12 protein-coding genes and 2 pseudogenes are annotated in these 14896 nt (G+C 52.7%); 8 read left to right on the top strand and 6 right to left on the bottom strand.

The features are described from left to right. Nucleotides 1-690 precede the first annotated feature (690 nt). On the bottom strand, nt 691-969 hold the full coding sequence (locus PPTH39_RS21670) for a hypothetical protein (RefSeq protein ID WP_130872448.1): 279 nt from the start codon (nt 967-969) through the stop codon (nt 691-693). A 466-nt stretch (nt 970-1435) separates the two neighbouring features. Here PPTH39_RS21670 and PPTH39_RS21665 point away from each other — a divergent pair, with 466 nt between their 5' ends. From PPTH39_RS21665 to PPTH39_RS21645, 5 genes are all read left to right on the top strand, one after another. After that, nucleotides 1436-3676, top strand: coding sequence for an S-type pyocin domain-containing protein (locus PPTH39_RS21665; protein WP_095031003.1), 2241 nt, complete (start codon nt 1436-1438; stop codon nt 3674-3676). Nucleotide 3677: 1 nt separating this feature from the next. Next, on the top strand, nt 3678-3947 hold the full coding sequence (locus PPTH39_RS21660) for a hypothetical protein (protein ID WP_095031004.1): 270 nt from the start codon (nt 3678-3680) through the stop codon (nt 3945-3947). A gap of 227 nt (nt 3948-4174) precedes the next feature. Then, a complete protein-coding gene (locus tag PPTH39_RS21655; RefSeq protein ID WP_095031005.1) occupies nt 4175-4735 on the top strand; it encodes a recombinase family protein in 561 nt (186 codons plus the stop codon). Nucleotides 4736-4739: 4 nt separating this feature from the next. After that, complete coding sequence (locus PPTH39_RS21650) at nt 4740-6377, top strand: DDE-type integrase/transposase/recombinase (RefSeq protein ID WP_198417417.1); 1638 nt, start codon at nt 4740-4742, stop codon at nt 6375-6377. Then, complete coding sequence (locus PPTH39_RS21645) at nt 6367-7338, top strand: ExeA family protein (RefSeq protein WP_095031007.1); 972 nt, start codon at nt 6367-6369, stop codon at nt 7336-7338. The genes PPTH39_RS21650 and PPTH39_RS21645 overlap by 11 nt, the downstream gene beginning before the upstream one ends. 89 nt (nt 7339-7427) lie before the next feature. Here the strand turns inward: PPTH39_RS21645 and PPTH39_RS21640 are convergent, their stop codons facing one another. The 3 genes from PPTH39_RS21640 to PPTH39_RS21630 form a co-directional block, all read right to left on the bottom strand. Continuing rightward, on the bottom strand, nt 7428-8162 hold the full coding sequence (locus PPTH39_RS21640; RefSeq protein ID WP_232527681.1) for an MFS transporter: 735 nt from the start codon (nt 8160-8162) through the stop codon (nt 7428-7430). Nucleotides 8163-8235: 73 nt separating this feature from the next. Continuing rightward, nucleotides 8236-9036: an IclR family transcriptional regulator gene (locus PPTH39_RS21635; RefSeq protein WP_130872447.1), complete on the bottom strand. Its 801-nt coding sequence runs from the start codon at nt 9034-9036 to the stop codon at nt 8236-8238. Nucleotides 9037-9265: 229 nt separating this feature from the next. Next, nucleotides 9266-10072 carry a shikimate dehydrogenase family protein gene (locus PPTH39_RS21630; protein ID WP_120266123.1) on the bottom strand — a complete coding sequence of 269 codons (807 nt, stop codon included), beginning with the start codon at nt 10070-10072 and terminating at the stop codon, nt 9266-9268. A 302-nt stretch (nt 10073-10374) separates the two neighbouring features. Between PPTH39_RS21630 and PPTH39_RS23925 the strand changes: the two are divergent. Together PPTH39_RS23925 and tnpC are read left to right on the top strand one after the other, a co-directional pair. Continuing rightward, nucleotides 10375-10521: pseudogene (locus tag PPTH39_RS23925) on the top strand (IS30 family transposase); the annotation flags it as partial. An 8-nt stretch (nt 10522-10529) separates the two neighbouring features. Continuing rightward, nucleotides 10530-11339: pseudogene (tnpC, locus tag PPTH39_RS21620) on the top strand (IS66 family transposase); the annotation flags it as partial. Nucleotides 11340-11887: 548 nt separating this feature from the next. On the opposite strand, the gene PPTH39_RS21605 reads toward tnpC, so the two are convergent. Further along, on the bottom strand, nt 11888-12979 hold the full coding sequence (locus PPTH39_RS21605) for a hypothetical protein (RefSeq protein WP_130872446.1): 1092 nt from the start codon (nt 12977-12979) through the stop codon (nt 11888-11890). Nucleotides 12980-13408: 429 nt separating this feature from the next. Between PPTH39_RS21605 and PPTH39_RS21600 the strand changes: the two genes are divergently transcribed. Next, nucleotides 13409-14559, top strand: a protein-coding gene (locus PPTH39_RS21600; RefSeq protein WP_130872445.1) for an IS3 family transposase whose coding sequence is annotated in 2 segments (ribosomal slippage) — nt 13409-13646 and nt 13646-14559 — 1152 coding nt in all. Because the reading frame shifts where the segments join, the coding sequence is not laid out codon by codon here. A gap of 65 nt (nt 14560-14624) precedes the next feature. Here the strand turns inward: PPTH39_RS21600 and PPTH39_RS21595 are convergent. Further along, a complete protein-coding gene (locus PPTH39_RS21595) occupies nt 14625-14885 on the bottom strand; it encodes a hypothetical protein (protein WP_095023647.1) in 261 nt (86 codons plus the stop codon). Nucleotides 14886-14896 lie beyond the last annotated feature (11 nt).

Here is a 14896-nt window from a genome sequence, read left to right as displayed (position 1 = left end):
GTAAATGCATTTACAATATAAAACCACACACCAGCAACGGCTGATAAAAATCGCTACAAACACGATCCTCTTAGGACTCAGCTCCAGAGTTGGACTCCCTGCTCATCACCGGTCAGCACCACCGGCAATACAATAAGCACACCGCCGAGATACGACTCAGGCTCAGTGGCCAGCTGGGGCATACAACGGTCGTGATGACCGAGATTTACATCCGTCAAAGGGGCGGCAAAAAGGCAACCCAACCAAATGATTTTTGACGGGCATTCTTCACAGCACTTATTTTTGATCACGTAGAAGCAATGGCCTTCAGGGTCCTGGCACCGTCTCGCTGCGAAACATACACAGACACAGATCTAACCTACTGTTTTTAAAAAATAAATTTTTTGAATTAAAATCCCCCGTTCATAATGACGGGCCGGTTCGATTCCGGCTTCGGGCACCAAACAAATCAAGGGCTTGCATGAGACTCCTCGTGCAGGCCCTTTGTTTTGTTCGCTGCGATTTTTTCGGGTTATGCCATCGTTCATTGTTTCGAGTGGTTGGCGAGGTCTTCGCTTGACTGCCACCAATCGAGAACTGCTTGGTGTCGGGTCATGTTCAACGTCACTCCCTCAGCGAGCCAAACCCCCAGCACAGCAACAACCATTCCACGCCATGCCATGCCAACCCTGGCATGACCTCATCGAGCAATTAGTTCGCCATTACCGATGCCAATAGCGGCACCATGAAGAACAACGCCGACACCCGCGCTGCCTGATGAGAGCGGGCCATAGTCAATAGACTGAAAGTGCTGTCAGCCGATATTGCGCTATGAACTACAGCATTCAGGCGAAACATTTCTCCGCCGTTGAATGCACTGACGCTACTCACGACCCCCCACATATGCTCTTCGTCAGTAAACATCGAAAAGAAGGCAACTACCTGTAGCGGCTCGCGTTTGAAAACACGCGGGCTCGCATTCAGCGGCATTTCTGGCTCACATTAACTGCAACCAGCCAAATGCTCCGGCTCACATTAATTGCAAATGGGCTTGCATTCGAGGACACGGGCTCGCGTTTCATTGTGACGGGCTCACATTATCTGCAAATGACCAGCGGCGGTTTTTGATCACAGAGGTGAATCGCCCCGGCAATCTGGAAAACCTCGGTTGTTAAGTACCAGCATTCATGGTGACCCCAGTGGCAGCTCAGAGCCGTAGCGTTGGAATAGTGATCACTACCGCTGGTCGGCCCAAATATGCATAAATGCATATTTTGGCTTGGCGTATTTACTGTGGTTATGTACAGTATATCGGTGTCTTGATTTCACCTCCCCCGTATCAGCGATGTTGGAGACGGTTATGGCACGGACGCCGGGAAGTCCAAGCACGGACCTCCGGTGCACAGATGCTCACTTTCATCTTTTTAGGGATGAGCACTTAATTCAGGAGAACACTATGTCAGAACCAGGCGGCCCAATTGAAATCGGGCCTGTTATTATCACCGACACTAATAACCCCCCACCAGTAATACTACCTCCGCCACCTGTAGGCGTACCGGGTGGTTTAGGTGATCGTCCACCAGTATGGGACGCAAATATTCCTACCAGCGCCCAAGTTGAGGATTTCTTTAATAAAAAGGATATTTTTGCTCTCAATAAAATCCAAGCAGTAGTTTTAACCGTGGCTGCAGGACAAAAAAACGTAGAAGCTTCCTACGTAGCTCACTTGCCGAATGTGCCTTCTGAAGTTGACTATGAAATAAATAGTTCTGTCGGAACTGAAGTATTGTCTCCATTGGAAAAAGCCATAAAGGAAAAAGCAGTTGTTGATCAGCTTATCACTTTAAAGCAGAGTGAGCTTGGCGTTAGTACTGTGACGGCAAACTCCTATTTTGGAAGGAATCCTCTGGATAAGGATGCTGACTTAAATGGGGTGGATTTTTTAATTCGATTTCAAGATCGAAAAAACCCATTAAGCCCATTAGCACTTTATAATGAATTTATTAGCTCTGTTTCAGCAGCATACACAAGTAAAATTCTAACGGAAAAAATCCGCTTATTGACTGAAAAATCTACAGCGCTCACCAGTAGCATTGCGACAGAGCAAGCAGCAGAAGACGCACGTCTTGCGGCCGAAGCTGAAGCGAAACGTATTGCCGATGAAGCGGCAACTGCTGAAGCCGCTAGGGTTGCTGCTGAAGCAGAAGCCAAACGCGTGGCTGATGAGGCAGCCGCCGCAGAAGCGGCGAGAGTAGCGGCAGAGGCAGAGGCAGAGGCAGAAGCTCAGCGGGTGGCTGCTGAGGCGGCAGAACAAGCTCGATTGGCAGCAGAAGCAGAAGCGGCACGTGTGGCCGCCGAAGCCGCTGAGCAAGCACGCCTTGCAGCGGAGGCCGAAGCTAAGCGCATTGCCGATGAAGCCGCAGCCGCCGAGGCGGCTAGATTAGCGGTTGAAGCTGAAGCCAAACGTGTTGCAGACGAAGCTGCTGCTGTTGAAGCTGCCAGGATAGCCGCCGAGGCAGAAGCTAAGCGGATCGCGGATGAAGCGGCAGCAGCTGAGGCTGCTAGGGTAGCCGCTGAAGCCGCAGCACTTAAAGCAGCTCACACGTATAGGCTCCCCGCTGCCGGTGCGACTCAGTTGAGTACCGCAGCAGGCCCTATCGCCATTACTTCAGGTTCAGGCATCACGCTTGACGCTCTTATCCAAGCCATCAAAGCAGTTTTGGGCACGATCGTTAGTGTGCCTACAGCTGTTGGTATTGGCTTGCTGTCCTATTCCTCGTCCCTGGGAAACGGGGAGTTGCCTGCAACGATGCTGAACCTGCCAGCCAAAGGTCTTGCACCTGATCTACCTGATAACCTGCTTGACCTAGCTGCGGCAGGTGGCACGGTTAATGTGCCTTATCGGATTTACGGCGATCAATCCAAATACTCGGTGGTGGCCACCCAGGCCACTGGAGGGTTGGCAGCTACCGTTCCGGTAAGAGCGCTAGTGCTTGATCCCGTAGCCAACGCCTATACATTCACTACAACTGACACACCGCCGATCACCCTGACGTTTCCTATCGCAGTTCCAGGTAATAGCACGACGGCGACGCCTGCGCAGCCTGTGGAAACTCCAGTGTATACCGGGATAACACTGACACCGATTGAGGTCAAGGCTGAACCATTCCCAGCAGCCAGTCAGCTGAATATCCGAGATGGTATTTACGTTTACCCATCGGACTCCGGCTTGCCGCCCATTTACGCAGTGTTCAGTAGCCCGTACGAAGGTGCAACCACTAAAGGTGAGCACAGCGGTCGCATGTACAATCCCGACAAAGCTGGGGGCCCCACTCAAGACTTGGACTGGACAACAGCCTCGGTAACTCAGGAAGGTATCGATCTAGTCAAGTTGCATACAGGACGGTTCGACCCATCGGACGCAAATGTTGTGATGATTGACCGTCTGGAAAAAATCCTAACTGGCGAATTGGCCATTACCGATGTCGATAAGCGATTTTACACCCATGAGATTCGTGAGCTGGAGCGGTATAGGGCTCTAGGTGTAGCGGATGGTGTAGAACCTAAAGATGGTGGTGCTATTTGGAACAATACTCACGCTGCGACTCTGGAAGACTACAAACTTAAAGATGGATCAGATGTATTCTATACGCCGGAAGCCATTGCTGCATACAACAAACAAACATACGGAGAATAAAATGAGCAATATTAATGATGTGGTTGCAAATGAAAATCCCAGGGATGTTATATTGTTTATTGTGAGAAATAAATCCATTTCATATCCTATGGTGGATATGCTATATAGCGGAAACAGCTGGGTAAATATTGGTAATAATCTTGAGCTATTAAAGCTTGTTCATAACATGAAACTAGAAGGGTTAATTGAAAATTCTGATGGGGGAATTAAAAAAGGTCCTAATTGGAAAGAGCCAGCCTTTATGGCTGAGAATAAGTATACGCTTGAGTGATATGTAGGTCTGCAAAAGAAAGCCCAGCTCAAGCTTGGCTTTCTTTTTCCCGAACTTTGACAAATGGCTCCTCTTTGTATGTTGGAGACTCTTGCTGGTCGTATTTTTTAGGTATACCCAACCGATACTCTCAGGTGAGACAGTTTTCTTGTCTCAATAGGGTTGTCTTTCGATTTTGGTATGCTAGCTTTTACAACGTCTAAAGCCTAACGAGACAAACCTCACCCATGGCACTTTACGGATACGCCCGAGTCTCCAGCAGCGACCAAGATTTTGTGCTGCAAGAAAAAACCTTGCGCGAAGCGGGTTGTGACGTCGTTCGTTCCGAAAAAGGAAGCGGGGCAAGCCGAGTGGGTCGAACAGAGCTTCAAACACTGCTCGATTTCCTACGCCCTGGCGATACGCTAGTGGTTACACGCATTGACCGCCTTGCACGCAGCATCAAAGATCTTCAAGACATCGTTTACACGCTAAAAGAGCGGGGAGTCAGTCTCAAGGCGACTGAGCAGCCAATCGATACACTCAGCGCGGCGGGGAAAGCCTTCCTGGACATGCTGGGCGTTTTTGCAGAATTTGAAACCAACTTGCGACGTGAGCGCCAACTCGAGGGGATTGCTGACGCTAAAGCTCGTGGCGTTTACCGAGGCCGTAAACCGTCCATTGACCCTCTGGAGGTTCAACGCTTGCGGGCTGAAGAAAAACTAGGCGCGACAGAGATTGCTCGACGGCTTGGCGTCGGTCGTGCCTCAGTGTATCGAGTGTTAGCTCAGCATGGACACCAAGCGTAATTCCATTCCTGTCGACTCGCTGTTGCAGTTGCGGCAGCGATTGGATCTTTTGCCACGCAAAAGTCCTGAACGCGCCAGACAGGTGCAGGCCGTTGCCGAGCTATACGGCATCTCGTCTACCACGGTCTACCGTGCATTGCATGCTTTCAACAAACCGCACGCAGTACATCGCGCTGATCACGGCAAACCACGCAAACTCCCAAAAGCCGAGCTAGAGCGCTATTGCGATCTGGTCGCGGCTTTGAAACTGCGCACCACCAACAAGAACAACCGCCATCTCTCTACAGCCAACGCAATCAAGCTGCTGGAGGATTTCGGTGTTGAGACGAAGCAAGGCTTAATAAAGGCTCCCAAGGGGCTGTTGACCAAGCCGACCGTCAATCGCTATCTGGATCGTTGGCACTTGGATCATGCGCATTTGACGCGAGAACCAGCTGCGGTGCGTTTCCAGGCGGAACACAGCAACGATTGCTGGCAGTTCGATATCTCTCCGTCCGATCTCAAGCGCATCGACAAGCCAAACTGGATCGACCCCAGTAAAGGCGAGCCTACACTGGCGATTTTCAGTGTGGTCGATGACCGCAGTGGTACTGCTTACCAGGAGTACCACTGCATCTACGGCGAGGATGCAGAAACAGCATTGCGTTTTCTGTTCAATGCCATGGCGGTAAAGGCCGACGCCGAGAATCCATTCCAGGGCCGACCAAAGATGATCTATCTCGACAATGGCCCTGTCGCTAAATCTCGCGTGTTCCAGAATGTGATGCAAGCGCTCGCGATTGAATGGCAGACGCACCTGCCTGCCGGCAAGGACGGTACGCGAACAACGGCTCGATCCAAGGGAAAGGTCGAACGTCCGTTTCGTACGGTCAAGGAGGCGCATGAGACGCTGTACCACTTTCACAAGCCGGAAACTGAGCAGCAGGCCAACGAATGGCTGTCGCACTATCTGGTGCACACCTACAATCAGCAGCGTCATCGTTCAGAGTCGCGCACCCGCATGGCGGACTGGCTCACTATGCTGCCAGATGATGGCCTGCACGAGATGTGTACCTGGGAGCAGTTTTGTCGATTTGCACGCGAGCCGGAACGGCGCAAGGTTGGCATTGATGCGCGTATTACCATTGATGGTACACAGTATGAGCTTGAGCCCGGCATGGCCGGAGACCATGCGATTTTGTTGTGGGGCCTGTTCGACGATGAGTTGTACGCCGAATATGAAGGCGAGCGCTTCGGCCCCTACTATCCGGTAGACGGTCCTATTCCGCTGCGCCGGTATCGGGCATTCAAACGAACCAAGGCGGATGAGCGCGCAGACCGGATCCGTTTGCTGGCCGACCAGCTTGGATTGCCGATTGCAGCGCTATCTGGCACCGACGTGCGCTTGTCTGATGCTCCCATGTCCGCGGCGGACATTCCACGTCAGCCGTTCGACCCGCATGCCCACGAATACCACTATCCGACAGTGATTGCTGCCAAGTTGGCCATCGCTGACGAATTGGCCAAACCGCTGGCCAAGCTTGTGGCTGAAGACAAAGTATTCATCGATCAGGTGCTGGCAGAAACGCTTATGCGCCGTGTCGTTCTGGAGCGCGTGCGCGAATATTTCCGACACAAAAAAGGAGCTCAATATGCGGGCTGAAGTGATGCAGCATTTCGGGTTGACGGTGCCGTTCAAGCAGGCTGGCTACTATGAGACTGAACACCACAAGGATCTGATAAAGGACGTTCGTGGAGCGGTGCAGGAAGGTCGTTTGGTCGCAATCTGTGGTGTGATCGGCAGCGGCAAGACCGTTCTGCTACGCCGGTTGACCAAGATGCTGCAAGACGACAAAAAAGTGATCGTCTCCAAATCTGTCGCCGTGGATAAGCACAACATCAAGCTGGCCACGTTGATCGAGGCTCTTTATTACGACTTATCGTCCGAAAAACAGGTGCAAATTCCCAAGAAGATCGAGCGCCGAGACCGACAGCTTCAAGAAATGATTTTAAAGGGTAAGAAGCCCATCGTCATGTTCGTCGATGAGGCGCATGACTTGAATGGGCACACCCTCACTGGCTTGAAACGTCTGATGGAACTGGCCGAAGACGTGGATGGACTGCTTTCGGTAGTGCTTGCGGGCCACCCTAAACTGCGCAATGACCTGCGCAAGGACAACATGGAGGAAATCGGCGCCCGTACCGATGTGTTCTCGCTGGACGGCATTACTGGGGCACAGCGCGAGTATATCGAGTGGTTATTACGTACCTGCACTGGAGCGGAAGACGCCTGCGAGTCAATCCTGACGGACGATGCCATCGACCTGCTCGCGAGCAAGCTGCGGACACCGCTGCAAGTGCAACTTCACCTGACGCTGGCCTTAGAGGCTGGATACCAGACCGGCGAGCGCCCTGTGTCGGTGGATGTCGTCGAGTCGGTACTCTCACGACATATCGATGACCTGGAGCCCACGTTGACGCGCAATGGTTATCGCATGAAGGACTTGGTGGAGCAATTCAGTGCCAAGCCGCACGAGTTCAAGGCGCTGTTCAATAACACGCTGGACCTCGAACGGGCGACTGAGTTGCGCGACAAGATGCTCGCGGCCGGTATTCCTCTGTGATCCCAAACCACCGCTGGTCATTTGCAGATAATGTGAGCCCGACGCAATGAAACGCGAGCCCGCGCCGTCGAATGCAAGCTCATTTGCAATTAATCTGAGCCGGAGCCTTTGGCTGGTTGCAGATAATATGAGCCAGAAATGCCGCTGAATGCGAGCCCGAGGGTTTTCAAATGCGAGCCGCTACACATATGAGAGCGATAACGCTTGGGCGCAAATTCGGAGATCAGAGTCGCGGTATTAGGCATTGATGCACCCAGACCGACCCCGGTCAGAAACCGCAGCACTGTCAGGCTGACAATCCCGGTAGACCAAGCCGAAACCAGACTCCAGAAACCGAAGAGCAGCACTGATCCGATGATCACTGGCCTGCGGCCAAAACGATCGGCCAACGGACCGGCAGTCAATGAACCGAAAGCCAGTCCCAGCAGGCCGCTCATCATCACGGGGCCAAGGTCTTGTCGCAGCAAACCCCAGTCATCGACCAGCGCGGGTGCTATGAAACCGATCGACGTCGTATCGAAGCCATCAAAGACCAGCACCATGAAGCCCAGGAACAGCACCACCCATTGCCTGGCGCTCATCTTTCTTGAGTCCATAAAGGTGCTGACATCGAGGGTTGAAGAGTTCGACATAGGTGACTCCTGTATTTTTATTTTTATAAAAACGCCTTTCTTTGCCATGGCATTTTTCTGAGCGTGCCGAAAGCAATTCGAGAATTGTGGCAATGATACTACCATTATTGGAATGCCATTCCACAAACAAAATATATTCCAATCTTGTTTTTGCTCGGCAGGAATCCTGCGCAGTGCAAAAGCGCTAAACATCAAGGTTTCGTTTGAGGATGCGGCCAGGTTGGGACGACAGGCCGCGTTCGATCGCAGTGGCCGATCAGTGGTTCTATTCGCTGCCTCTGGAGGTCAGAGTCGACAGTTTGGGAAGACTGTCCAGGTTGATTGCGGTGATTTCATCAGCCGCTTCGAGCAACGCCGCTTTGAGGGTCTGCATACGCTCAGGGGTTAGGCGAACGCTTGGGCCGGCAATGCTGATGACGCCGATAACCTGATGCTGCGAGTCTCGGATCGCCGCTGCCATCGCCGCCGCGCCAATTTCAAAACTTTCGTCGACTGAGGCATAGCTTTGATCACGTGCGAGCTGCAGATTTTTTAGCAGATGGTCGATTGTGGTCGCTGCGTTAGGACCATATTCACCGGGTTTAGCCAGGCCTTGACGGTAAACCAGTTCCAGTGCGCGTTCGTTGCTCAAGCTGCTCAGCCAGGCAAGTCCTGAGGCTGTGCAACAGAGTTTGGCTTCGGCTCCCGAATCAGGGTCGTAGCGCAGCCCGGAGCGCGTGCCTTGTGCCTTGGAGATCCATACCAAATTATCGCCATCTACAATGCTCAACCGCACGAGTTCACCGGACAGGCGGGCGAGGCGATCAAGAATCGGTTTGGCGAGGTCGACTATGTTGCTCTGGGACAGGTGCTTAAGTGCAAGCGAGACTACTTTGAGGGCAAGAACATAATTGCCATGCTGATGGTTCTGGCGCACAAAACCCTGTTCGACCAAGCAATTAAGCATGCGGTGAGTAGCGCTCGGCGGAATGTCCAAGGCTTCAGCCACTTGCTGAAGGGCTAGCCCGGTGCTTTTTCCGGCCAACAGCTCAATAGCGTGCAGCCCGCGTTCCAGCGCATTACTCATTGTTGTTCCTTAGCGTGTGAGAGATAAGCTCCCGACGAAAATATATTGGAATACTATTCCAATCGTTATGAGGCTGCAAACCAAGGGAGTCGCCTCAATTTTCAGCCATTCGCTGCGGTAGCTCATGATTCATTGCCACGCAGAAAATCACTCAACGCTGCTTTCAGTTTACCGCGCCGCACAAATGAGGGTAATCACGCTAATGCCGAGGATCATGGTCGCGAGGGACTCAGATCCCGAAAAACGTCTTGTAGCAGCCTAATTGCTCATTGAGCATGTAGCTCCCTGGCTGCACAGGGTGGCCCGCCGCATGCGCCTCGCGAAGCAAGCGAGTCTCGACGGGTTGCATGATGATATCTGCCACCAGTGCTCCGGCAGACAAGTTGGCGAGATCAATAGGCAGTGGGTCTTCATCCGAAAGCCCTAACGGCGTTGCGTTGATGGCAATGTCGACTAACTTAAGGTGTTGCGGCTGAGCAACCTCGCAACGCCCTGGCCAATGTTGATCCAACCTGGCGAGCAGATCTTGGGCTTTAACCGTATCCGGTTCCTGCAGATACAACCGGTCTATTCCTGCTTGCAGTAATGCTGCAGCTATCGAACTTCCCGCACCACCTCCTCCGGCCATTACGACACGCTTCCCCGCCAGTTCGTATCCCTTGCGCTGCATGCCCAGGGCAAAGCCTGCACCATCGAAGTTATCAGCCTCCCACACTCCTTGTTCGTTGCGCCGCAATGCGTTGGTGCTGCCGGAGACCTGAACGGCGAGGCTTACCTTATCCGCGAATTCACGAGCGGCAAACTTATGAGGGATGGTAATCAGCATTCCCGAAAAATTTTCCATCGCTTGTAGGCCGCGTATCACGGTAGCGAGCTGTTCAGGCCGCGCATGCACCGCAATCATCACCGCATCCACGCCTTCCTCGGCGAACACCTTGTTCAGTAACTGTGGAGCCTTCACCTGTATTACCGGATCACCTACAACCGCAAAAAATCGGGTATTGCCTGTAGGACTGGGTATCAAAAACTCAGACATCACGTTCTCCTAGGGTATTCCATGGCTTTGTCCGGCTACTATCCGCCTGGGATGAAGGCGATGTGGGCCCGGCTAATTGACGAATGAGCATCACGTGTTGCGCACAGAGCCAGCGCTTTACGCAGTGCCTGGGTCGGCGGTAAAAACCTACCATATCAATACTGGAATACTATTCCAATAAAATAATTGATTCCTTTTAGCTAGCGCTGATGCAGGCCTACGCTTCCGTTTTGAACAATAATCCATGATCGATTGGTAATTTTTCCCATGTCATGTCAGCAGAGTCACGAGCTGCTCGGCTGGGTTCGTGCAATGACACCAACCGGTTGTTAACGCAGTGCTTCCCTAAAGGAACCGACCTTGTCGTAAGGCAGCTAAATAGCCGTCCTCGCAAGACACTAAACTACGAAACATCCGCTGAACGATTTAGCCCATCTGTTGCATCGTAAGCGAATGGTTCAGCGTTGAACGGCAAGTGTGTGGCGAGTGGGTCTGCAACGACTGCGAAACCATGATCCAAGCACCGGTTCCCGCGCCGGTCATTGATAAAGGCATCACTACAACCTTGGCCCAGTGGGTTGGTACCTACGGTGTGCAACTGCAGCCCTGGTCGATCGAGCGAGTATGCCCGCAACTTTTTGGCGACTGGAAAGGCAAGTTGGTCTGCAACGACTAGGACGGCTACAAAGCCAGCTTTGCTCTGGGCGTGACTGAAATCGGCTGCATGGCCCATGTCCGGCGCAAGTTTTACGAATTGCACGCCACCAAGAAAAGCTTCCTCGCGGAGCAGGCGTTGCAGTACATCGCTGCGATATACGAGGTTGAGCGCGAAGTTCGAGACCTTGAGCCTGATGAGCGACGACGAATACGTCAGGAAAAAGCAGTTCCGCTGATGGAAACCTTACATGCCTGGATGATCGATCAGCGCGGGCTTGTGTTTGAGGGGTTGGCCATCACCAAAGCCTTGGATTACAGCCTCAAGCGCTGGGCGGCGCTGTCGCGCTACCTCGATGACGGTGCTGTACCCATTGATAACAACTGGTGCGAAAACCAAATCAGGCCTTGGGCTCTTGGACGCAAAAACTGGCTCTTCGCAGGGTCGTTACACAGTGGCAAACGCGCTGCTGCGTTGATGAGCCTGATCCAGTCGGCCAAGCTCAACGGGCATGATCCGTATGCCTACTTGAAGGACGTTTTCACTCGTCTGCCGACGCAGCGGGCAAGTGAGATTCAGGAGCTGCTGCCGCATCGTTGGCAACCGGATTAGTTGCGCAAGATGGGATGCCCGGACGGTTACGCAACAACCAGGGGAAGATGCGCTGCAGACGCTGGAGGTGTGCGCGCCGGTGCTGGTTGAGCAGTTGCAGGAGGTGTTGGTGCGGGCGGTGGAACGTCGGGATTTTGAAGTTCAGTTGCGGGCTGTGCTGGAGGTTTGGTTTACGAAATACCCGCAATCTTCAGCAGCCGAGACGGCTTTGTTTGAAGGGTTGCTTAGGAGTGGGTTGGTGAGCCAAGCATAGGTAACAACGCTTTGAGGACAAAGAATTGGTGGAGATCTGTGATGGTTAATACATACAAGAGTGACGTATTTGAGTCGATTCACAGCTCCGCTGCTGCACTGCTGGAAATCGGTGCCATATACAAATCAGCTATGTGTGAATTCGACGCATCCTGTATCGCCGACGTACCTGCCGAATTAAAACCTGACCAGATTAAGCAGGCCAGCGCAAACTGAATTGCCCCGAACCTTCTAGACAGCAAGCCCAACCGATAGCCCTCAGTATTTCCCCGAGTTCCGACATAGTCCCGGTGCCGTCAGGCACGACGTAGATCCTTTTCTACGCGCTGCAAGCGTTTCAGATCCAACAACGGGTTGCCGTAAAGAAAGCTTGGTGCGATCTCCTCGTTTTTTTTCGAGGGCCGCTCATGTTCATGATCGGGAAAAAATGGCAAGTCAGGATGATCGGGCGCCGAGTCGGCACGGTAGATCTCCTTGCTTGCACCTGGCGGGTACAACATGTGCGCATAGTCCATTAGTGTATGCAGGCGCAGCAACCAATGCCAACCATCCGATAGAGCAATGCGCAGGTGCCAGCCGCGCTTTCGTTTCAGCGCAGTACCAACCGTGCCGCCCAAGGCCTCGGCGACCATGGCGTGCAATGATGCGATCAGCTCATCCGGGATCGCCTCCCTTCGCTCGACCTCCGGCAGTCCAAGCGAGATCGAGAATAACGTTTCTAGAAAGAGCGCGACACACGGATACTCTTGGGCGGCCTGCAGGTGTTGAGCACATAACGGCAATTGAATCAGCAGACCATTGTCGGTGGCGCTGCTCAACGTAGTGCGTGCACTGGCGACGGAAGGCGCCTTACAAGCCAGACAACTGCCCACTCCAGTAAAAATTATCGATCGGGAGACTGCGGTGTTCTCAAAGCGTCCTTCAGCCATCGCGGCCTGTTCTGCCGTCGCGCGGGTCATCCAGGCCTGCCAGGCATGGAACACAGCCGCAGCCGCCGGCGTGTCGAGTTGTGCGTAAAACGTCTCAGGTGTCGACACAGCGCACCAACCCATGTCTGCCGAATCATGTTCGCCGATGCCCTGTGCATGCCGATATCGATAGGTTCGCACGCAGCCGCAATGTTCGGTCTGTGCAAAGACCAGCACCTCTTCTTGGGTCTGGCGGATCCTGAACTTCGCGGGGGCAGCGTCCACCAACGTCTGCCAAGTCACGGCTTTATAGGTCACGCTTTCAAGCACGAATGGTAGTCGCCGGGCAAAGCCGTCGAAGTTCTTAAAGGCGAGTGACGCAACAAATAGATCCAGGGTTTCGCCAGTGACCACTTCGTCCTGAAGCTCCTCGAGCAACAAATCGATATTGAACAACTGCGGCATCTGAGTGTGTGGCATGGCAGTTTCCTTCTGCTGGATAATAATACCGTGATAGTGCTTGTCCCCGACTGCTGCAGGCGGCTGGGCACAATCATCGATCCAAAGCTGACGTTGGTGGAAGGCAGTTGTCGGCCAAAAGGAGCAAGTCGAGACTTTTACACATAAACACAGGCGTGGAGACTAGTCACTCAGCAACAGCCCTCCGTCGTAAAGCATTACGGAGGGCTTAGTCTCTTAGATCATCGGAGCAGTTCTAATTCATAGAGCCGGTCTTTAGCAAGGCCTATTCGACACTCAACATTATCGACGCGGGAGCCTTTTCACCGAAAAGATTTTCTCTACGTTTTTTCTGGACCTTGACAACCCTGTTACCGATCTCACGAACTGAATCGCCCCGGGTTTCCTAGACACCTCTTTGCCTTAAAATGAGGCCAATCAGGAGGTGCCATGAGCAACCCACGTTATCCCGAAGAATTCAAAATCCAAGCAGTCAATCAAGTGATCGAAAAGAAGCTGCCTGTCGCTGATGTGGCAGCACGTCTCGGTGTATCGACTCACAGCCTTTATGCGTGGGTAAAGCGCTACAGCAAGCCACAGGAAGAACGACAGCAAGGCGATGATCAGCAGGCTGAACTTCGACGTCTTAGGGCGGAACTCAAGCGGGTCACTGAAGAGCAAGACATATTAAAAAAGGCCGCCGCGTACTTTGCCAAGGAGTGCGGTTGAAGTACGCCTTTATCAAGCAGCAGGCTGCCGACTACTCCGTTCGACGGCTTTGCCTGACGCTCAAAATCCACCCCAGTGGCTACTACGCTTGGTTATCGGAACCGCAATCTGCGCGCGCCAAAGACGACCAGCGCCTGTTGGGGCTGATAAAACATTCATGGCTGGAGAGCGGCGGCGTTTATGGCTATCGCAAAATCCATGATGACCTGCGTGAAATCGGTGAGGCTTGCGGTCGCCATCGGGTTGCCAGATTGATGCGTATTGAAGGTCTGCGCTCTCAGACAGGGTACCGCCGACGTCCAGGGAAGTACGGAGGTAAACCTGCGGTGGCCTCACCCAACTTATTGAAGCGTCAGTTTGATGTGGTGGAACCCAACACGGTTTGGGTCACTGACATCACCTACATCCGCACGTACGAAGGCTGGCTGTATTTGGCAGTGGTACTGGACTTGTTTTCTCGCCAAGTAGTTGGCTGGTCAATGAAACCGCAAATGACAAGCGATTTGGCCAATGATGCATTATTGATGGCCGTTTGGAGGCGTAAACCAAAACAAGAGGTGATGGTTCACAGCGACCAAGGCAGCCAGTACAGCAGCTCCGATTGGCGTAGTTTCTTGAAGGCGAACAATTTGGTTGCCAGCATGAGTCGTCGAGGTAACTGCCACGATAATGCTGTCGCAGAAAGTTTTTTCCAGCTTTTGAAGCGAGAACGGATCAAGCGAAAAATCTACATCACACGGGAAGATGCTCGTGGTGATGTATTCGATTACATCGAGATGTTTTACAACGCAAAACGTCGTCATGGTTTCAACAATCAGCTGTCCCCGGTAAAGTTTGAAAAGCGTTACGCAGCGAGCTTGGAGAGTGTCTAAAGAACCCGGGGCGATTCAGTGAGGCTCTACGAGACTCCTCCTGTCCTACAGACTGCTAGAGCTTATCAAACAGCAAGAGGGGAACAGTGGAGCGTGTACTGACGATTGGCATTGATGGTTGTGTCGACTAAGAACCGGTGAATATTTCCGGATACAGAGACGTCAATTTCATCTACCGTAAGCCCTGACTCACCAAGTTCAACAGAGATTTTGGTGCCGCTATCACAGCTCTCGATCTCTACGTCTCTATCTGGCAGGATGACCATTCTTCTGGGATTGCTATATAAGCAATGGAGCGTTAAATCAGCCTTACCCTTGTAGTTCATCTTGCACCTCC

This window comes from Pseudomonas bubulae (assembly GCF_900618535.1).
GTDB classification, from domain to species: domain Bacteria; phylum Pseudomonadota; class Gammaproteobacteria; order Pseudomonadales; family Pseudomonadaceae; genus Aquipseudomonas; species Aquipseudomonas bubulae.
The sequence above is the reverse complement of the archived record's forward strand: the minus strand, read 5'-3'. Positions and strand labels throughout refer to the sequence as shown.